Source organism: Vibrio sp. 10N.222.52.C3 (assembly GCF_041474195.1).
Lineage (GTDB): Bacteria > Pseudomonadota > Gammaproteobacteria > Enterobacterales > Vibrionaceae > Vibrio > Vibrio crassostreae_C.
Genome location: NZ_JBFRTQ010000071.1, coordinates 1 through 21,387 on the forward strand (window position 1 = coordinate 1; position 21,387 = coordinate 21,387).

The 21,387-nt window shown below is 44.6% G+C and carries 16 protein-coding genes; 10 read left to right on the forward strand and 6 right to left on the reverse strand.

All coding sequences use genetic code 11. The features are described from left to right. Positions 1-79 precede the first annotated feature (79 nt). Positions 80-472 carry a cystatin domain-containing protein gene (locus AB4517_RS11540; protein ID WP_017064277.1) on the reverse strand — a complete coding sequence of 131 codons (393 nt, stop codon included), beginning with the start codon at positions 470-472 and terminating at the stop codon, positions 80-82. Between the two features lie 668 nt (positions 473-1,140). On the opposite strand from AB4517_RS11540, the gene AB4517_RS11545 reads away from it, so the two are divergent. Beyond that, positions 1,141-2,370 (forward strand): acyl-homoserine-lactone synthase, encoded by a 1,230-nt coding sequence (locus AB4517_RS11545; protein ID WP_017064276.1) that lies wholly within the window; start codon positions 1,141-1,143, stop codon positions 2,368-2,370. Then, positions 2,363-4,972 (forward strand): response regulator, encoded by a 2,610-nt coding sequence (locus AB4517_RS11550; protein ID WP_372148379.1) that lies wholly within the window; start codon positions 2,363-2,365, stop codon positions 4,970-4,972. Before AB4517_RS11545 ends, AB4517_RS11550 begins: the two co-directional genes overlap by 8 nt. A gap of 122 nt (positions 4,973-5,094) precedes the next feature. Here the strand turns inward: AB4517_RS11550 and AB4517_RS11555 are convergent, their stop codons facing one another. After that, on the reverse strand, positions 5,095-5,733 hold the full coding sequence (locus AB4517_RS11555) for an RpiB/LacA/LacB family sugar-phosphate isomerase (protein ID WP_017067927.1): 639 nt from the start codon (positions 5,731-5,733) through the stop codon (positions 5,095-5,097). Between the two features lie 53 nt (positions 5,734-5,786). Beyond that, on the reverse strand, positions 5,787-6,548 hold the full coding sequence (gene kduD / locus AB4517_RS11560) for a 2-dehydro-3-deoxy-D-gluconate 5-dehydrogenase KduD (protein WP_017067926.1): 762 nt from the start codon (positions 6,546-6,548) through the stop codon (positions 5,787-5,789). Between the two features lie 317 nt (positions 6,549-6,865). On the opposite strand from kduD, the gene AB4517_RS11565 reads away from it, so the two are divergent. Both AB4517_RS11565 and AB4517_RS11570 read left to right on the forward strand, forming a co-directional pair. Then, entirely contained in the window at positions 6,866-8,197 is a 1,332-nt protein-coding gene (locus tag AB4517_RS11565; RefSeq protein ID WP_372148380.1) for an MFS transporter, read from the forward strand. Between the two features lie 191 nt (positions 8,198-8,388). Continuing rightward, complete coding sequence (locus tag AB4517_RS11570) at positions 8,389-9,270, forward strand: multidrug transporter (RefSeq protein WP_372148381.1); 882 nt, start codon at positions 8,389-8,391, stop codon at positions 9,268-9,270. Here AB4517_RS11570 and AB4517_RS11575 read toward each other — a convergent pair. Next, positions 9,257-10,447, reverse strand: a complete 1,191-nt coding sequence (locus tag AB4517_RS11575) for a GGDEF domain-containing protein (protein ID WP_372148382.1) — start codon at positions 10,445-10,447, stop codon at positions 9,257-9,259. The two genes, AB4517_RS11570 and AB4517_RS11575, sit on opposite strands and share 14 nt — an antisense overlap. A 319-nt stretch (positions 10,448-10,766) precedes the next feature. Between AB4517_RS11575 and AB4517_RS11580 the strand changes: the two genes are divergently transcribed. From AB4517_RS11580 to AB4517_RS11590, 3 genes are all read left to right on the forward strand, one after another. Then, positions 10,767-11,555, forward strand: a complete 789-nt coding sequence (locus tag AB4517_RS11580) for a phytanoyl-CoA dioxygenase family protein (RefSeq protein WP_372148383.1) — start codon at positions 10,767-10,769, stop codon at positions 11,553-11,555. A 20-nt stretch (positions 11,556-11,575) separates the two neighbouring features. Next, positions 11,576-12,565 carry a zinc-dependent alcohol dehydrogenase family protein gene (locus AB4517_RS11585; protein ID WP_372148384.1) on the forward strand — a complete coding sequence of 330 codons (990 nt, stop codon included), beginning with the start codon at positions 11,576-11,578 and terminating at the stop codon, positions 12,563-12,565. 301 nt (positions 12,566-12,866) lie between these two features. Continuing rightward, the gene (locus AB4517_RS11590) at positions 12,867-14,771 is read left to right on the forward strand and encodes a bifunctional UDP-sugar hydrolase/5'-nucleotidase (RefSeq protein WP_372148385.1); all 1,905 of its coding nucleotides are present in this window, start codon (positions 12,867-12,869) and stop codon (positions 14,769-14,771) included. A gap of 191 nt (positions 14,772-14,962) precedes the next feature. Here the strand turns inward: AB4517_RS11590 and AB4517_RS11595 are convergent, their stop codons facing one another. Beyond that, positions 14,963-15,592: a hypothetical protein gene (locus tag AB4517_RS11595; RefSeq protein WP_107898355.1), complete on the reverse strand. Its 630-nt coding sequence runs from the start codon at positions 15,590-15,592 to the stop codon at positions 14,963-14,965. A gap of 542 nt (positions 15,593-16,134) precedes the next feature. Here AB4517_RS11595 and AB4517_RS11600 point away from each other — a divergent pair. From AB4517_RS11600 to AB4517_RS11610, 3 genes are read left to right on the forward strand one after another with little or no spacing between them, the layout of a single operon-like run. Further along, a complete protein-coding gene (locus AB4517_RS11600; protein WP_372148386.1) occupies positions 16,135-16,833 on the forward strand; it encodes an ABC transporter ATP-binding protein in 699 nt (232 codons plus the stop codon). Between the two features lie 8 nt (positions 16,834-16,841). After that, positions 16,842-19,376 carry an FtsX-like permease family protein gene (locus AB4517_RS11605; protein WP_372148389.1) on the forward strand — a complete coding sequence of 845 codons (2,535 nt, stop codon included), beginning with the start codon at positions 16,842-16,844 and terminating at the stop codon, positions 19,374-19,376. Beyond that, complete coding sequence (locus AB4517_RS11610) at positions 19,376-20,509, forward strand: lipocalin-like domain-containing protein (protein WP_102497227.1); 1,134 nt, start codon at positions 19,376-19,378, stop codon at positions 20,507-20,509. Before AB4517_RS11605 ends, AB4517_RS11610 begins: the two co-directional genes overlap by 1 nt. A gap of 65 nt (positions 20,510-20,574) precedes the next feature. Here AB4517_RS11610 and AB4517_RS11615 read toward each other — a convergent pair whose 3' ends face one another. Further along, complete coding sequence (locus AB4517_RS11615) at positions 20,575-21,363, reverse strand: helix-turn-helix domain-containing protein (RefSeq protein ID WP_029235520.1); 789 nt, start codon at positions 21,361-21,363, stop codon at positions 20,575-20,577. Positions 21,364-21,387: the final 24 nt, after the last annotated feature.

A 21,387-nucleotide genomic window follows, 5' to 3' on the forward strand; every position in this document is an offset into this window, starting at 1 on the left:
TTGTGATCAAGAGACAGCCCAATACGGAGCCATTTTTATTTGCTATAAGCCTATCTCACAAGATACAGACGCATCTAGATTATGAGCACAGAAGACCTTTCTGTGCAGGTTGCGTCATTTCGATGTCACCTTGTAGAGAACGGTAAACGATGGTGTTCCACACTTCACCATTATCCATTTCAAACTCAATAGCGTAATTCAAACCCGCGACAACCTGAGTTCGAACACTCAAGATCTGCTTGAGCTCAGCTGAAGTGTTCATTTGGCTAAGAACTGCGTTTAAAGCTTGCTTGGCTTCTGGTGTTATCTCACTTTTCGACCAACCACCCGTCAGGTTTTTAGTGCTGCAGATGGGGTTCGCATTCTCTTGCGGTTGAGTTGGTACCTCTGATTTCTGACTACACCCAGCTAACGCCACGACACTAAACAAGGTTGCTGTTCCAAGTAATGATGTTAATCGTACGTTCTTCATAAATTCTCTCTACCTCAATCATTTACGAGGGATTACTCGCAATAATGTTTCATATGCAGGCAAGCTTAAACCTCGAATGTCATCACTTCATCAGAGATTATGGTGTAACTACTCTATAAACACAGGAGATTGTCAGGAAAACAAGACGAGCACTGGAGCTCTGCTTTTATCCACCTGATATTTAAATCATTAAAATGAGTAGCGAGAGAATAAGCGAGTAATAATACAGACATAATTAATCAGATAATTACATACTTCACACCAAAAACATTCCTATCACGATTAATAAGATGAGCTCATCTTGATGTGGATTATGATATTGGTTCAAAAAATAGATATTTGAAATTATTTTATAAATCCAAAAGTTTATGCTCGACTTAATCATGTCTGATTTTAAAACTGTGATCCAACCCTACAAGTTGTTGATAATAATGTATTTTGTTCATCTTTGAATTCATTCAAATATGGAAAATCTTTATTGTTGAGGGTGAGTGCAAGTAGTAAAATCTCGCCCGATTATGCAACTTACTTCTCACACCATGGACACAAGTAAAGTTACGATTGGCTCTCTCAAAGTAACGTAACTTCAAACACATACCTAAAATCAGTGTCCTATAGATAGTGCAGATCAAATAAAAATAATTATATAAACCTAGGCTAGGTTAAACATGAAATTAACGTCGTCTTTAGGCTCACTGTTGGCTAGCAGTCTGTCTATCGAAATAAAACAGCGAGCGCTGATAGAGCTCGTCATCAGCACTTATCAGCCACATGAGCGCACTGAGCTTTTTCAAAGCGTGACTGAATATCGTAGAAGCCAATTAGAATTGCTTTTCCCAGAGCATCAAAACAAAAGCTACTCTGTATTGTTTGAGGTGATGGACTACCGCGATCTGATTCTGCGCTATCCAAATACACTATCTGCAGAGATTGCTCTTCTAGAGCAGGCTGTAGGGCAGTGCTATATGCATTGGCTAGATTTCTGGTGTGAGTGTGAAATTGCTGCGATCAAAGCAAAATCTCCATTAAATCCAAGCTCCATTTCTCATGTCGACCTCCCTATCAATGACAGTGCTTATTACGGTGCGATCATCGAACAGATAGAACATGAGCCACTTTTGGTACAAACACCGAGTCACCCACAAGGAATGCCAATCAGCGATGCCATTGCTTTAAGCAATCTCGAGGTGTTCATCAAGGGCGAGAAATGGTTTGAGATGCTGCCTTTATTACACCTTTCTCAGGCAGGTAAGCATTTTATTCTGCTCAAGCATCCAGTCGATGAAGCCTTTCCAACACTGGTTTCCTCTGCGCTGATTCAAGACTGGTCTAAGAATGACACTTGGCTAAGTTACGCACCGCCGTTCAGCAATGAGCAATGGCAATACTGTTTACCCAATTACGGCTACGATGAACTCGCAGGGTTACAACTTTTCACACCGCCTACACTGTCAAAATGTTACTCTCTCCCAGAATTTGACCAACAATTCCAGTTACAATTGTCCGACAAAGATGCCCTGTGTGAGGTGTTACGTCTGACAGTCAGTGGCAATACCCAACAAAAGCTCTATTTCCTCTACCTTTCTCAAAAAGAGCTGATGAGTGTGTTACACCAAATAGGCTATAAGATTGGCTTCACTATTATCGAGCAACCTTTCATGCTTCAGTTTTATCAAACCATTGATTCCAATGCATACTTCCATTCTGGATATTGCGAATTAAATGACGATGGCACGACAATTTATCGTGGATTCTGGAATTTTGAGATGATGGTAAAAGCGTTCAATAATGTCGATTTTCGAAGCTACAAACGCGCAGTGCGAGAAAGCAGAAAGTCATTAGAAAAGTCGCGCTCGGCAGGAAAAACTAGCTCGGTGAAAAAGGATGAACATGTTTGATTTCGGCCTAGAGGCGATCATCTATGCAAAAGCAATCACACTGCTTGCAACCGTGGCTGTGGTTGTAATGTGGTTGTTCTATTACTGCTATCGCCTGAAACAGAAGAACGAAGTGATCGCAGGGACACACCATGCCCCTTACATCGCGTATTCGATCTGCATTGTTGCGTGGATCAGCAGTAACGCTTATTTCCATACCGACTTATTACCGGAACTTGGGGCCTCGGCCGCCGTGTTCGCCGCAAAGTTTGCCAACCTCGCCTCGTTCTTTGCGTTTGCCTTTGCCTATTACTTCTCGTGCAAACTCGCCGCTGAACAACGCAGTGGTAAGGTTCATGTGTGGCAGCAAGCCATTTTCGTCACCCTGACCGTCTACTCCTTCTTTATCAATTTAAGTCCGGGGTTAACCGTTGAACACGTCACCATTGCAGGCCCAAGCCAGTTCGTGATTGAGTTTGGCCCGCATACGCCGTACTTCTTTATTGGGATGATTAGCTTTGTAGTACTAACACTACTCAACCTGGTGGCCATGCGCGCCAACAGCAGCAAGCTAACTTTAGCCAAAACCAACTATATGATCGCCGGCATTTTAGTCTTCATGCTGTCTACTGCGACGATCCACCTAGGCATGACCTACTTCTTGCGTGATTTCTCGCTCACTTGGCTGCCACCAGCTTTGTCGATAAGTGAAATGTTGTTCGTTGGCTATGCCCTGCTGACCTCGCGCTTCTACAGCGTGAAATACCTGGCGTACATGAGCCTAAATGCGATGTTGGTTTGTGCTATTTTGGTGATCCCTTTTGGCGCGATATTTATCCCGCTGACAGACGACAGTCAATGGCTTGTTGCTATCCCAATCTGCGCGGTTATCGGCATCACTTGGCATTTACTCTACAAGCGTGTGAGCGACTACGCCTCCTTCTTTATCTACGGAAACAAGAAAACGCCAGTACAACAGATCCTCGCGCTAGAAGAGGATTTCAAGCTATCAATTGATGATGCAATGCGTCGTTTGGGTAGCCTACTGCAAATTCCAGAAGATAAGCTACGTCTAGTCAACAGCAACTACAACGAAACCTTCTACGAAGATTATCTGTCTACTAACAAGTCCGTTTTAGTGTTCGATGAGTTGTCTCAGGAGCTTGATTACACCGCACCAGCCAAGCGCTCAATCAAAGCCCTGTATGACAAAATGAGCTCCAACGATACCGCTTTGGTGATGCCTCTGTTTGGCCAGGGGAAATCGGTCACGCACTTGTTAGTATCGTCACACAAGAGCAACGATCAGATGTTCTCTAACGAAGAGATCTCTGCACTGCAAACCTTGTTAACTCGTGTACAAAGCACCATTGAAGCCGATAGACGCATTCGCCAAAGTCGCGCGCTTGCTAATTCTATCGCACACGAAATGCGTAACCCGCTGGCTCAAGTGCAGCTGCATTTTGAGGTGTTAAAACAGCACATTGATAACCAAGCCCCAGCTAAACAAATCCTAAAGGATATTGAGAATGGCCAAGCGGCGATTCAACGCGGGCGACAACTGATTGATATCATCCTGCGCGAAGTCAGTGACAGTACGCCTGAACACGGCCCTGTGGCCATGACCTCTATCCACAAAGCCGTAGATCAAGCCGTAAGCCACTATGGTTTTGAGAATGAAAAGATCATTGAACGCATTCGTTTACCACAACACGCTGATTTTGTAGCAAAGCTCAATGAAACCTTATTCAATTTCGTTATTTTCAACCTGATACGTAATGCAATCTATTACTTTGATTCTTATCCAGAAAGCCAAATTGAGATCAGCACCAACACAGGGCCTTACGAGAACGTTCTGATATTCCGAGATACCGGCCCTGGCATTGACGAAGCCATTGCACATAAGATCTTTGATGACTTCTTCTCTTACCAAAAAAGCGGTGGTAGCGGCCTAGGGCTTGGCTATTGCCAACGTGTGATGCGTTCATTTGGCGGCCGAGTTGAGTGCCACTCTAAACTTGGGGAGTTTACTGAGTTCCACCTGTACTTCCCGGTAGTACCCAATGCACCCAAAGCAGACGCACTTCGTACGCCTTACTTCAATGATTGGAAAAGTAATCAAACCACAACTGAAAACAAACCCAACGCAGAAGTTAAGCCAGATAACCAAGCGGAAACGCAAAGTTCAGAGCCAACAAGTACGCTAACCCCAGAGAACCATTTGGCTCCAACCGTGCTTATCGTCGATGATAAAGAAGTGCAACGCACGCTTGTTCAGATGTACCTGAGTCGACTTGGCGTAAATAGCTTACAAGCTAAAAACGGCGAGAATGCCGTCGAGCTGTTCAAAACACACAAGGTCGATTTGATCTTAATGGACGTACAAATGCCGATAATGAATGGTTTTGACGCAAGCCAAATCATCAAGGCACGCTCTCCTCAAACGCCAATCATTGCTTTGTCTGGCGAATCAGGACAGCACGAGTTAGATATGATCAGCAAGTTGATGGATGGTCGCCTAGAGAAACCAACCTCCTTGAACGTACTGCAACACGTGCTCGATAACTGGCTTGAAAAAGACTGGGCGTCGAATGCTCCCAAAGAAACCGAAGATGAAGAGTAAATTCAGGAAAACACGAATCGCAATTTAGCCAGCTGATTACTGTTTGTCTCATTACATTGCTTTAATTATTCATCAAAAAGCCAGCCGAACAAGGCTGGCTCTATCAGAACTAAACGCTCTAATTAATCTAAAAGTGAACGAACATAATCAGCGATTTCTTGGTTTTGGCAATGCTCAAAGAAGCATTGTTGGAAACGTTCGCTGCCAACCGCTGTTTTCACTAGATCTTGGTCGATGGCTCTCAGAGAATCAATAAAGTTATCTTTTACCACCGCCGCTTTCACTTCATTCAAAATTGCTGCATTACGTTGCTGTGGTTCTGCACGCTCTAGTGGATACCCATTACCACGCTCGCCTGTGAACGCTTTTTCAAAGATATAACGAATGTTGAGTTCACCTGCCCAGCCAAAGCCTTTAGCAAAAGCGAGAGCGAGAGCATTACCGTTGTTAATTTGGTTAAACAAGAAAGCATCTGATGGCTCTAGGCAGTAACCACAAACCACCCCCGGATGCAGGTTCAGTGACATCAAAGCACCTTGGCCAGTGCCACATCCTGTCACAACAAAGTCAACAGCCTTTGAGTTAATCAGAATGCTCGCCATAATACCTAGATGAATATACGTTAAGTGGTGATCGTTCTCGTCTGTCATTCCTAGGTTGAAGACATCGTGACCAAAACCACCAGCAACTGACTCTAGTTCAGCTGATACCATAGCATTTTTGCCTGCTTGACTGTTTTCCATCATTAAAGCGATTTTCATTTATCTTCTCCTGCAAGATTGCTGCAAACTCAAAATTTAGAATAAAAAACCAACTAGCGTGCTAACCAACCACCGTCAACAGCAATGGTATAGCCATTAATGTAATCCGATGCTGATGATGCTAAGAACACACAAGGACCTGCGATATCTTGCGGTTTACCCCAACGTTCAGCCGGAATACGCTCAAGAATCGCTTGATTACGCTCAGCATCTTCACGCAGAGCTTGAGTATTGTTCGTTTCCATATAACCGGGGGCTATCGCATTCACGTTGATATTATCGCGCGCCCATTCGTTCGCCATCGCACGTGTCACGCCCATCACAGCACTTTTTGAAGCCGTATAGGAAGGAACTCGAATGCCACCTTGGAATGAGAGCATCGATGCAATGTTAATGATCTTTCCGCCAGTACCTTGAGCCTTAAATTGCTTTGCAACAGCCTGAGACATAAAGAACACCGTCTTGGTGTTCACGTTCATTACGTCATCCCAATCTTGCTCTGAGAACTCAATAGCATCTTGGCGGCGAATAATTCCTGCATTGTTCACGAGAATGTCGACTTGGCCAAACTCAGCCAAAGTGCGCTCTATAACCCCTGGAATGCACGCTTGCTCGAGAAGATCAGCACTCACGTTTAGGAACGAATGACCTGCTGCACTCATTTTCTCAATAGTCTCTTCAGGCTCTGTTCGGTTAACACCGACAACCTTACAACCGGCTTCCGCTAGGCCTAATGCAATACCTTGCCCAAGCCCCGTGTTACAGCCCGTCACTATCGCTACTTTACCTTCCAGACTGAATGACTCTAAGATCATGCTCGCTTCCTCAATTACATTGGATTCATTGCGTATCGTTATTACCAATAATTAAATCATACAATAAGATGTAAATACGAGAGCGACGTTGTAGAAGTTCGATCTTGCACCAAAATCAGTCGAACAAGTGAAACGGCACCACAAACTAAATGAATAGGGGAAAGTGATTTGAAGACGAGAAACCTATAACCCACTATGAACAATGAGTTCGAAGATCACCCAAACCAGATATTTTAGGGATTTGGCAACAATTCCATGATTTAAAAGAGTAAAAGGGTTATACATAATAATGTGTTATCTAAATTACTGAAATTATCATGACGCTCAAAGAGATCCTTAAAATTCCCAATGTCCGCTACTTCTTGATGTTTAGAAGCAGCTACTTTGCGCGTTTTTACTACCCTATATTCACACTACTTTATTTAGATTACGGGTTAACCCTGTCTCAATTCGCGATGCTCAATGTAGTTTGGGCGGCCACCATTGTGCTTGCTGAAGTACCGTCGGGTGCATTCGCCGATACCTTAGGCCGCAAGAAACTGGTGGTGCTGTCTTCGATTGTGATGTTTGTTGAGATCGCAATGATCGCCTTAGTGCCAACCGGAAACCCCGACTTGGTGTTCATAGTCTTTCTGATTAACCGGATTCTCAGTGGCTTAGCGATGGCACTGGCCAGCGGCGCCGACGAGGCATTGGCTTACGACACCTTAAAAGAACAAGGTAATGAAGAGTTGTGGCCGCGAGTGCTGCAAATCCAGCTTCGTGTCGCCTCAACGGTCGGTATCTTTGTCACGCTGATTGGTGCGGCGATGTACGACGTGAATTTTATGACGAACATCTTTCATTCCCTTGGACTAGCCGAACCAGAAAGCACCAAAGATCTGATGCGTATTCCTGTGTTCGCCACCCTATTTGTAGCGATGATCGCTATCTATGCCGCGATTAATATGCGCGAAGAGAAAAAGCTGATGCCAAGCGACCAAACCAAATTGGCAACCACCATCTCAAGTCTTAAATTGACGATCGATGCAGGTAAATGGGTATTCGCTACGCCTTACGTGCTGTTCATCTTGCTCTACTACAGCCTATTCGAACACACCTCACGCATGTTCCTAACCATGAACAGCCAATACTATCTGGCCATTGATATTCCAATTATCTACTTTGGTTTTATTGGTGCGGGTATCAGCTTGCTTAAGATTATATTGGCAGGACAAAGCCGAAGATTAGCAGAGAGTATGGAGGCTAAAACCTTCATTGTGGTTATGGGATTGGCAAGCATGGCGACTTATTACTGGATCAGTTTAGGTTGGTCGATTTACGGAGTCATTCCGGCACTAGTATTAATCTTTATCATCATGACGATGAACATTTTCATCAGCTACCACCTGAATAAAAAAACCGAATCACACAACAGAGCCACCGTTCTTAGTTTCAAAGGTTTGATGTTTAACCTCGGATACGGTCTGATCGGTATCTTGTACGCTTACTACTATAAGTTGGTGTCTCAGGGCTACACCGAACAAGAAATAGAACAGAACCTTGCCTTCTTGGCCTCACTGTCTTCTTTTTTCTATTACTTCACCTTACTGTTCGTTTTGATCAGCGCGCTGTTCTACTTCAAGAACAGAAAAGAAGCGATTTTCTAAACAATCGATTGATGTCGAGTGACAAGTAAATGAAGCCGTTAAGGTTTACAGCGCAAGTTTTAAAGACCGAATATTCTTCAAAACCGAGCGATTCACGCAACTGACTATTGCTTATTAAAAGAACAAGTCGCTTCTTATATTGGTTTTATTTGTTAATATAATCAGCAAATTACATAACACATGGACGCGTCATGTCTTTTAGTTGGATAGCCTTTACTCTCCTTGCTGCCTTTAGCCAATCTTGGCGCAATGCCTTTCAAAGTAAATTAAGTGGCACCATGAGCGTTGCTGGCGTGACGTTAGCGCGATTTATTTGGGCTGGCCCAATCGCCCTTATTTACCTCTGCGCCCTCTATCAATGGCAGCCCGTATCCGCACCGGATTTTTCGGGTGAGTTTGTTTTCTATATTGTTGCTGCCGCCATCATGCAGATCCTCGCGACCGGCTTAATGGTGATGCTGTTCAAGCTAGAAAACTATGCGATAGGCGCAGGATTAGCCAAGTGTGAAGCCCCCGTATCTGCTGTGCTATCCGTATTGTTTTTTGGTACTGCTTTGACACTAACAGGTTGGGTCGGCGTACTTATTGGTACTTTAGGCGTGCTAATCATGAGTAGCGCTTCTGGCTGGCGAAGCTTGTCCCCGAAAGTGTTCTTATTAGGTATGGCGTGTAGCACCGCCTTTGCTTTAACGTCTCTTTGGGTACGGGAAGCAAGTTTGAGCATAGGGTTGCCCTTCCCTCATAGTGCTGCTTGGGTGCTGTTCCTCGTCATTTCCCTTCAGACAGTGATTATCTGTACGTATCTCTTTTTCAGAGAACGCGACACGCTGCGCCTGATATTCAAGAAGTCGAAACTAGTCATCATGACAAGCTTAGCGAGTGTTATCGGTTCTCTGGGTTGGTTTAGCGCGATGTCGCTTCAAGCCGTGCCGTACGTAAAGACACTCGGGCAAGTCGAAGTGATCTTCATGGTGTTGATATCCTATTTCTGGTTAGGGCAAAGCATCGCGCGCAAAGACATTCTTGCGCTCATCTTGCTTTCTATCGCAGCAGTATTGGTTATGTGGCAGTGACGAGCTCGTTAATATGACTAGGACAAATTGAAGTCATATTGCGACCGTTTGTTTTCGCTTGATATAACGCTTTGTCGGCTCGGCTAATAAACCCATTCCAACTCTCATGCGGGTGAAGCTGAGCGACACCGAAACTCGACGTCAGAAACATCTCATTTCCTTGCACGGCTGAGATCTCTGAAATAGACAATCGCAGCTTACAAGCAATAGCCTGTGCTTGTAGGAAATTGACATTGGGTAATAAAATCATTATCTCGTCTCCGCCAAAACGGAACGCGCTGGCTGTTGGCGATGTTTTTATCGCACTTTGAACCATTTCAGCAAAAGACTTGATCACGAGATCACCCACAATGTGTCCGTGTTGGTCATTGATCGACTTAAAATTATCAATATCCATCATAATGGCACTGACAGGTGTACTCCCCGCCTGCTTCATGATGACTGGTACCATTTCATCTAATGCTCTGCGGTTTCCAAGTGCCGTTAAAGGGTCACTGTAAGATAGGTCATGAATAGACCTAAGCAACCTTGCATTAATCAACCAGAGCATCGTGAAGCTCATCGATACGATAAGAACAATACTCACTAAAAAGGCAAGCTGATGAATGAGTGCAGCCGCCATGAAATCCTGCAACTCAGCTGAAAATAGCGTCACCACAACTCGAAAAACCATAAACCCGCCATATATCGTAAATGACAAGGCCATCATCCGAATACCTAGAGTCAAGTCATCACGCCGGCCCTTTAATACCGCAAAGGCAGTGCAAAGAGTCACAAAAGCCAGATATAAACTAATGAGGATAATTCGAGCCTTTATGGAAGGCTCATAGAACGTGATGTAAATAAAACATGGCAAAAGAGCCAACATCATTAGACTACTGAGGTAGGTGCATTTGAGAGAGTATTCTCGAAACAGACATAAGCTATACAAGGCGAGATGAAAACCAAGCGCAATGACCATATTGGCACCAATAACGGTTACCCAATCAGGGAACTCCCCTCTTAGGCTCAACATCAACGGCCCAGTTCCGATAACAAATATTGAAATGGAAAAGATTGAAAGCCCTTTAATGGACTGTTGAGTGAATTGAAATAACAACAAGCCAATACAGTAAATGAAAGAGAACAAAATAATAATAAAATTAAGTGTTCTCATATCCAGCGAAAAACCATCCATGATTTTCTATCTTCCATACGCAACCAAATTTCAACATGGTCAATAATCATGCAAACCACAAAAACATTCACCATGTGAATCTTTTTATTTTATAAAAATAGGGGGTAGATCACATATGCGGAGATTTTTATCGCATGAGTCCATGATATGGATAGGCATGTAACACTCGCCCCCATAGAGTTTTATCGCATCACTGAATCTACAGGCTTCTGCACTCGTTACTTGGTTGAATGACGACTGTCTGGCATTATGCGCCCAAGAAATCTCTAGGGCTGTTGACCTTAGTTATTATACAGCAAAGAATGAACGAAGGTAGTCAGTGGTAGAAAACAGCCAACAATTAAGTGACCGTTACGACGAACATGGTTACTTTGTTATCAGTAATTATTTCAATGAAGCTCAAATTGCATCGCTTAGAAAAGTCGTGCTGAAATTTCATGAATCATGGAAAGCAGACAACGAAGAATTCTATAAAGAAGAAGCATTTAACTCGTCTTTAATTACGGGAAGCGAGTATTTGCCTGCCGACGATAGAAGCGTGCTTTTCGACTTCATAAGCTCGAAACAAGTGATGGATGTGGTTGATGCGGTGATTCCGAACAAGCCGGCATTCATGAATACACAGCTGTTCTTCAACCCAGTAAACCCGCAGCAAAAAGACTTCTGGCATCGTGACTGTCAATACGACTACGACATTGATGACCAGATGAAAGTCATCATGGAAACCCAAGTATTGCATCTGCGAGTGCCCCTTTTTGATGAGCCCGGCATGGAACTTATCCCCGGCACGCACAAACGTTGGGATAACGAAGAAGAGTACAATGTTCGCCAAGAAGAAAACGGCAAAGTGAGCAGCGATGACATCTCTGGTGGTAAGCAGATACCGTTAGCCGCAGGTGACTTATTGGTGTTTTCAGCGGATATGATCCACCGAGGCCGATATGGCTTGGATCGTTTGGCTTTGGATATTTTGATCTTCGATTCGGCGGCAGACTATGTCGACTACGTTGATGACGACTGTTTACCGACGCCAGCTATGTTAAGCAATATTAGCGACCCAAGGTTGTTTATGAACACGCTACACTTAAAATCAATGCAGTACTCATAATCCATAAAGGTGCCCAAACTATGACTGACACTAAGCAAAATACCCGAATTAGCCAGTTCCGTTTCGGTCAGCCAAAAGAATCTCTCAAGTTAGAACATGTCGCTTTAGGGGTACTAGACAAAGATAAAGTTCGCGTACAAATTGAAGCGACTAACATCAACCCTAGTGATCTGTTGTCGATTTATGGTGTGGGCCAATACAAACATAGCCATCAGCCGCCGAGAGTACCGGGATTTGAAGCGGTAGGAAGGATTGTAGAATCCAGCAGTGCTAAGTTTATAGTGAATCAACGAGTGCTTGTGGCAACCAGTGGAACATGGCAGAACTATGTCGATGTATCACCAGATGATCTGTTCCAAATTCCTCAACATTTAGACAATGGCTACGCCTGTCAGTTGTACATTAATGCGCTAACCGCATGGGTGCTAACGACAGAAATAGCCAAGCTGACCCAAGAGGATGTGTTGATCATCAACGCGGGCAGTTCAGCCATCGGTAAGATCTTCTCCCAGTTATCAGCATCACTCGGCTTCAACATCATTGTCGTTACATCACAGCAGACACAATACCCTGCCACTTCCTGTTGGGTGATAGATGCGAACGCTGATCTAGTTTCTCAAATTAAGGCATTAGGCTTGCATATGCCAACCGTTGCCTTTGATGCGATTGGCGGCTCACCCGGAACCGATCTTGTTCACACCCTTGGCAACAACGGGCGCTTTATCAACTATGGGACGCTGTCGTTGGATTTTTACGAGCCACGCTTCTTTGAGTACGCGAAAAACCAACACATCGATTTCAGCACCTTCTTCTTGCGTTATTGGGAGGAAGCAGAAGGTAAAGATGTTCGCCGTGATAAGTTCACGACCATGCTAGATCACTTCATCACAAACGACATTCAGCTCGACGTTGACCGCTATCTACCATTCGATGAAGTGCAAACCGCGATTGATCTCATTGAATCGAAAACCACACGCCTAGAGGGCAAGATCATCTTACTGCCACAGTAAGTGAGAGTTGGACGATATATACCTTGTTTATTTCAACAGGCAAGACGTTCAACAGCTTACAAGCGTGCTTGTTAATACACCATCGCTTAGGAAGTTTGATTAAAGAAATCGAAGATTGAAAAGATAGCGAAGAGTTGTGGTGCATTTCTCCATAACTTAAGTGGTTACGAGATGGTCATGAATCACATTTATTTGAAACATCAATTAGTTATATCAGTAGAAATATGATACTGATCACCCATAAGATAACCTCGATTCTATATGGTAGCGTCATACTTAAAACCACGATGTGAACATACTTATGAAAAGACACATACTATCAAGCGCCATCCTACTCTCTCTAGCCTTTCCCACCTTTGCAGCTGATGGCGATATACACGATGTCACGATACTGGGTACTTCAGATATCCACGGTCATTTTATGGCGTGGGATTACGCGGCAGATAAACTCAACACTCGTGGTAGCTTGAGCCAAATCGCGACCAAAGTTGGTGAGATCCGCAAAGAGCAATCTAACATTATCCTTGTCGACGCTGGCGATACCATCCAAGGCAACTTCGTAGAAACCTTCAAAGACGAGCCCGTTGATCCAATGATGCTTGGCTTTAATCACATGAAATACGATGTGTGGGTTTTAGGTAACCACGAATTCGACTTTGGCCTCAAAACCCTCAACAGGGCCGTTACCCAATTTAAAGGGCAGTCTCTCGGTGGCAACATCAAGAACAAAAACGGAAACCCATTCCTGCCTGGTTACACCATCCTAGAACGCGGTAGCATTAAGATCGGCGTGATCGGAATGGATACCCCAATGACGGAGGTCTTTGCGCAAGGTACCAACCGTTTAGAAGGCGTCACTTTCACTAATCCAACCTTGGAAGTGAAGAAAATCGTCAAAGAGATTGATGATAAAGTGGATGCCATCATATTGGTTGCCCATATGGGAATTGAGAACGAGAATGACATTGCCGACACCGGTGTCACCGACATTGCCAATGCAAACCCAGAGCTTGATGCCATCGTCGCTGGCCACATGCACACTCGCATCGAGAAAGCCGTTGTAAATGGCGTTATTATTACTGAACCCGACAGATATGGCCGCGCCCTATCTCGTATCGATCTTCAATTTGAAGAGCGCGATGGCACATTCACTCTCATCAACAAAGACAGCTTCACCTATAAAATTAAAGGTATCGACTCTGATGAGAATATGGACGAGTTATACCAGCCTTACCACAAACAACTCCGAGAAATGGCGAACAGACCTGTCGCTCAACTTACCGGCGTTGATTTAGTCCCAGAAAACGAAATCCGCGGTATCCCTCAAGTCCATGTTCAAGACACAGGCATCAGTGCGCTATTCCAAGAAGCGAGCTTCTTCTATGCACCTAAAGCCAATGTCATCGCACTTCAAATAGACAACGACAATGCCAAGCTCGATGTTGGCCCAATCAAAGCCAAAGACATCGCGTACAACTACCAATACGCAGGTGGCGAAATCACTGTCTACCAGATGACAGGCAAAGAGCTGAGAACCTACATGGAATGGTCTGCGGGCTACTTCAACTCAGTACAACCTGGCGATGTAACCTACAGCTTTAACCCTGAACGCAGAGCATCAAAATACTCGACCAATGACTTCTTCGCGGGCGTGGCTTATACCATCGACCTTACTCAGCCTGCAGGTACACGCATTACCAACCTCGCGTTTACAGATGGCACTCCGGTTACAGATCAAACAGAAATCCGTATTGGTATGAATAGCTATCGAATGGGTCATCTAACCAAGAAAGGCGGCGTGCTAGAAGGCGAATCGTTCCCTGTACTTTTTGATACGGAAGCAGAGTATGGAGAAGAAGCAGGCACAATCCGTAATATGACCATCAAATATCTTAAAGAAGAAAGGAACGGTCAGTATGAAGGTAAACCTCAACAACGATGGGCACTTTCTGGTTTAGAAAGCCGTTATAATGAACAACGAGAGATAGTGAAGTCATTGATTAATGATGAAACCATATCAATCCCGACCAGTGACGATGGCCACTACACAAACATCGCTTCTATCAACGTAAAAGAACTGATGTTCAAATCTGACGAAGCGAAACAAGCTGCCATAACCACACGCGAAAAGAAACTGGCGCAAGCAACTGAGCAAGAGAGTAAGCAGATCAAACGCGAAATCACTCTGATTGAAGCGCTCAATTAATCCCTGACCTCAAACCAATAACGACTTAACGACGCTTAGAGCGTGGTTAGGTCGTTTTTGTTCCCATTTTCCAACACCACATCTGTACTGAGTAAAACGGTTAATATTGGATGAATGATCTGCAAAGGCTAACTCATAGTTGGTAAAGTACTATGAGTTAAAAATCAGCCTGTCACTGTTTTTAGAAATGTTTAATTTGAGTAACAAGATTTTATGGATGCTAAAAGCAGAAATAATTTCAAGCAATCAGTTTTATTGTACGAGCTCTCTCTGCGACCATGGGCTGAAACATGTCTATTTAAAGTAATGTCGCATTCACTAGCATCGAACCGCATCGGTGAAAACAGTTCCTCAGTTGTGTTTGCGATCTGAAAAAGCTTACTCTTTAGACCTAAGTGTAAAGCTTCAGAACTTTCTCTTTTTCTAATTCCAGAAACGTAGCGAATATTATTGTATTCACCTTTGTTTGCAAGATGCATTAACGCTGATTCGATGATACTAAATAAACTCGGTATACAAATATTATAAAAACCTAAATTAAACGATTTGATAGATTCGATTAACATGTCACTGTAAGGTGGGATCAATAGTCGAGTTTCTCTTTCTAACTCAACTTGTAATAATGATTCAAAGCGCTCAGTCAATAGCTCTTCTATTGCTTGAACTTCACTTAGCTCATGTTCCCGTATGTAATCAAACAGTTCATTTTCTAAAGTTTCGGAAGTAATACACCAACCTTGCTTTCTTAATTCATCACTTCCGCACCATATTGCTTGATCTAAAACTCGTTGAAATAGCTCGATAACATAATGTTCATTCATCTAAATTTACCTAACAGATAATTTCCATACCGAATGTAAAATCTTCATCCCACTTCGTAGTAGATTGATTCTACTAAAATTTCTTACTTCATTAAAATCTCTTATGCTATTTTCGAGTTTTCAGCACCTCCAGTATAAACTTTTCTACATAGTGATATGTTCAAGAGCTACCGTGCAAGATTGCAACTAGATCAGAGTTATTTGAGTGCTGCTAGATAGGTATAATTTCCCCCGAGATACAACGCGAGGATTCACAATGAACAGCATTAGAAGAATGGAACAGGAACAAACTAGAGAAACAGCACGAACCGTCTGACGAAAAATCCAAAAGCCTCTGAGGTGACTCTAAGCTCCCACAAACACCTGTATTCCTCCTCACACTGATCTATTTCTCTCTTTTCGCAGTACAAGTTATTAATTATTCGATATAAATCGCTTTCTTTTTCAAATTGTTGTCTACAGTTTTATAGGGCTTGTCGCTTCAGTAATTGCCACAAGTAACGACACCTTTTGATGGTAGGTTTTGGTTATAAGGAAAGGAAATGGAAAGCCCAATTGTCACACTTACACATGCCAGCAAAAGCTTTGTTGATGGCAACGATACCCATCACGTGCTGGAAAATGTCGACTTCGCTTTGGCGACAAGCGCAAGCGTGGCTTTAACAGGGGTGAGTGGCAGTGGAAAGAGTACTCTGCTTAACATCATTGCGGGGTTTGAACCTCTATCCCGTGGAGAATTGTGGCTTGATGGCGAGAACACATCAAATTGGAAAGATCCACAATGGAGCCGATTTCGTCATCAAAAATTGGGCGTTATCTTTCAACAGTTCAACTTATTGACCCCACTCAACGTAAAACAAAACATCGCCTTCCCTCTTCATTTAAATCAACAGAAATGGAGCGACTGGTGCGATTATTTAGTTGATGCATTGGGCATCAGTGAGCTACTCGAAAGACACGTATCCGCACTCTCTGGCGGTCAGCAACAACGGGTGGCAATAGCGCGTGCGCTTGCCCATAAACCCAAACTACTGCTTGCCGATGAACCCACAGGCAACCTCGACCACAAAGCAGGCATTGAGGTAATGAAGCTGCTGAGTGAAATCACTACACAAGGCAACACTGCCGTGCTTTTGGTTACGCACAGCCCAGAATGCGCCAGCTTTATGCAGACAAAATTGGTGTTAGACGATGGTTGTTTAAGGAACGTAGATCTAACCCCAAGAGCAGCAACGTTGTGAGTCATTCAATGAAGCAAACTGGCTTTGCTCAGAACCAGCTCACCCATACCAAACTGACTCTGAATCTATTCGCGGCGCACTATCGTCAATCACCATTGCAAGCCGCAGCGATTCTGATCGGCATTGTGTTAGCGGTCACCTTGTTTGTCGCAGTGCAAGCCATCAACCTCAATGCCAAGCGCAGTTATGCAGAATCGACCGAGCAACTTAGCGCTCAAGCGCAGAACCTTATCATTCCACCAGCAGGGCAAAACTATTTGCCGGAATCGCTCTACTTCAGCTTAAGACAAAGTGGATTAAGCGCAGCGCTACCTGTTATTGAAGGGCGAGTAAGAGACGAGCAAGGTCGACGTTGGTCAGTTCAAGGCAGTGAGTTGATCGCCGCCCTCACTTCAAGATCTCGTCACGCTCGCGTCGACGAACAAAGCAACACTCAAACCAAAGAACCAAACATTTCCCTGTTCGACAATGCCTTACCTTTGCCGCAACTCTTAGCGGGTGAACCCATTGTGATGATGAGCCAGTCGCAGCACCAGAACTTGGGAGGAGTAGACACACTCACTTTGGATGAAGTGCTCATTCAAGTGGTAGTGCTACCAGATGAATGGCAGCTAGGTAGCCGAATGTTGATGGATATTGGGTTCGCTCAGCAACTGCTTAACAAGCAAGGGCAACTGAGCTACATCGCTATTTTTGACACTAAGAGCGACACTAACAGCAATGCTCAGGATAAATGGCAAAGCCTTATTGGCGAGCAAGGGCAATGGATATCCAACAACCAAAGCACGGATCTCGGCTCAATTACCGATAGCTTTCACCTTAACCTCACCGCCATGAGTTTGTTGGCGTTTTTGGTTGGCCTGTTCATCGCTTACAACGGTGTGAAGTACAGTTTGCTGAAACGTAATCGGCTGTTGGTACAAATTCAACAAGCTGGGATTGCGCCAAGCATCGTATTTTCAGCTCTGTTAGTCGAGCTGACTGTTTTAGTCACACTGGGCGCGTCGCTTGGTTTCATTCTCGGCATTCAACTCAGCCATTGGCTACATCCCACCGTCGCAATAACGCTTGAGCAACTTTATGGTGCAACACTGCTTCCCGGCACATGGCAGTGGCAATGGTTAGTGCAGGCACTGCTACTCACGCTAGCCGCAACGCTTGTCGCGTGTTGGCAGCACTTTAAACAGCGAGTGCGACAACCCCTCTCTTCCCATGGCGGTTTCTATCAAGCGCCGGAAACGTCTAACGAAAATCAGCTGTTTGTTATCGGGTCAGTATTAACCATTGTCGCGTTAGCAGGGTTATGGCTGAGCGAACATCATCGCTTCACCATGGCATGGCTCGGTGTGTTAGTGGTGTCGATTCCTTTGTATTTGCCCAAAACACTCAGCGTGCTAGCGAACTGGAGCGAAAAACGTACCCAATCGGGGTTAATACAATATCTGTTCGCTGAGCTGCGTGAACTTATCTCCCCTCTCTCACTTGCCATGATGGCGTTGCTTCTCGCCGTCACCGCTAACATGGGAATGAATACCTTAGTCGGCAGCTTTGAATCCACGTTAAAGCAATGGCTTGAACAGCGCTTACATGCCGATATTTACGTTAGCCCTGCTCAAGGTGAAATCGCGAATGTGGAACGTGCGTTAGAGCAGTTTGAAAATGTTGAAACCGTTTATAAGCAATATTATGTCGACGATAACTTGCAGGGCTTACCTACTTTGCTCGGCACCAAAGACAAAGACACACTTGAGCAAACCATGGTGTTCCAATCCTACCTTAATGACTTCTGGACGCGCTTTTACCAAGGTGAGTTCGTGGCAATCAGCGAACCTACGGCGGTGAAGCTCGGCTTGTCCCTTGGAAGCCAACTCAAACTCGACGCGATCCAAGACAAAACACTCATCGTCGGGGCGATTTTCCACGATTACGGCTCACCGAATGGCGAAGTGTTGCTTGCGCCTAATCTATGGCTCGAAAGCGGATTTACTGACTTACCCACCAGCTTGGGAATCAAGGTCTCTGGCGACCCACAAGTGGTGTACGAACAGCTACGCCAACAACTCAATCTGCACCCAAGTCAGCTTTACGATCAAGCACAGATCAAATCGATCGCTTTAGAGATCTTCTCACAAACCTTTGCTATCACTCGGGCGCTTAATGGCGTCACTTTAATGGTGGCGGTGATAGGGTTGTTCTGCGCCTGTTTCATGTTGCTCGATGCACGCAAAGCCGCTATTGCAAGGTTGTACGCGCTCGGTGTTAGTCAGCAAAAATTGATGGCGATGGTGGTCGGGCAAATCGTAGTTCTGGTCGCCTTCACTCTGGTTATCGCCTTACCACTCGGCGCTATGGTCGGTTATGTGTTGACGGACATCGTTACCCTACGCGCCTTTGGTTGGAGTTTAAATTATGTATGGAATTGGAGTGACGCACTCAGCATCGCAACCATCACCATTTTAGTGGCGGTGATTGCGACCTTGATTCCACTGTGGCGTTTGGTCAGTAAACCCGTGGTATCCAGCTTGCAAAGTGAGGTGTTGTGATGAATCGATCAATGAGAGTTTTCGTTCTCACACTTGGCATCTTACTCCTTTTAGGGTGTGAGGAGTCCACTCAACCATCAGCTCAAAATATGGGTTCGATACTGGGCACTGGAAAACAAACCGACGATGAAACACAAAAAGAGACTGATCAATTCACACCGGTAGTAAAAGGTATCGACATCACCTTTCCTGTCGACCATCAAGCACACCCTGATTTTCGTCATGAATGGTGGTATTTAACCGCAAACTTGATTGATGAGAATGGTAATGCTCTGGGCGTACAATGGACACAGTTCCGCTTTGCGGCTGCACCACAGGAAAGTGGCAATAGCACCAAGGAAACCACGTGGCAAAGCCAGCAAATCTACATGGCGCACAGTGCTGTCACCACTAAAGACAAACACTATGCCGATGAAAAATGGTCACGTGACCAAGCTGAACTTGCGGGTGTCAGCACTTCACCGTTTCGGGTCTATCTCGATGATTGGCAATGGACGTCGACGACCGATGACCTGTTCCCAGCTACATTGGTCGCTAACTCGAGTCAATTTGGATACTCGCTTAAGTTAACCAACAACGCGCCTTATCAAAAGCAAGGCGAACAAGGCTACAGCACTAAAAGTAGCGATGGCAAAGTGGCTTCCTATTACTACAGCCAACCATTCATCGATGTATCGGGCGAAGTAACCATTGATGGCATCACGCATCAGGTGTCTGGTAAAGGTTGGATAGACAGAGAGTGGAGCTCGCAGTTCTTACTCGACTCGCAACAAGGCTGGGATTGGTTTGCGCTGAGGCTTAATGATAAAACCAGCTTGGTCATGTTCCAACTACGAAATTCAACAACAGGCGAAGCCAGTTATGCTAACGCAAGATTAATGCAGCAAGACGGTTCTGGCATTGCCATTTCACAACAAGAGATAACCCTAACCGCTATTAATCAAACGGAAATCGATGGACGTGACTACCCAACAGAATGGCAAATTTCGATTCCAAGCCAGCAAATAGAACTGACCGTCTCGGCACTCAATCCAAATGCCAAAATGCCGCTGTCGGTTCCCTATTGGGAGGGGCCAATCGTGATTAAAGGTTCTCATTTCGGAGCTGGCTATATGGAATTGACTGGGTATTAAGTCGTGTATTAATAAAGGTGGAATCTGACAACAAATACATCCGTTCTGTTAGGAACAACAACGAACTACAACAAACGGTTCTTATACTGCTCTGGCGTTTGGTTCGCGTAACGTTTGAACATGGTGATAAATGGGCTTGCTTGGTTATAGCCCAATGTAAGAGCGACCTCTTTGACCGATTGGCCGTTTCTTAACAAGTCCATTGAGTACAGGTAGCGCACTCGTAGTCGCCACTCTGTAAAGCTCATTCCAAGCTCCGTCTGGCAGTGGCGAGAAAGGGTTCTTTCCGTGGTGTGGACACGTTCAGCCCAATCTTTCAGCGTCACTTCATCAGTTGGGTTTTCTTCAACAGAAGCCAATATTGGTGCTAGGTACTTATTATCGGTTGAAGGCAAGAAGTGGTGTTCAACCTCACGCTGCGCAAGTTGGTCAAGCAGTACCTGAACGAGCCTTTGGTCTTGCTCGGTTTCCGCAACATTGATCCCACGATCGCGAAAATCATCGATAATAGAAGACACAATCGGCGTGATCTTTATAAGGCTGGTTTTATCTGGCAGGTGTTGCGTGAGTTCTGGGGCGATATTTAGTGAACAGTAGTCCAAAGGCTTACGGTTATAACTGCAATGCATCACCCCGGCCGGTACCCAAATCGCTAGATGTGGTGGCGCTAGAAATCGAGTGCTTTCCGCTTCCATCTCTAATATACCACCACTGATCAATTGAACCTGTCCCCATGAGTGGCTATGAACTCGGGTTTCAGTGTTCGAAAGAAACGCTTCAAAATTCATAAATACGTTGGATGGTGCCTTATCAATTAATAAGGATGGATGAAGGTTTCTGGAGTGTTTTTTCAAACTTGTCTTCCTATCGCGCTTAAT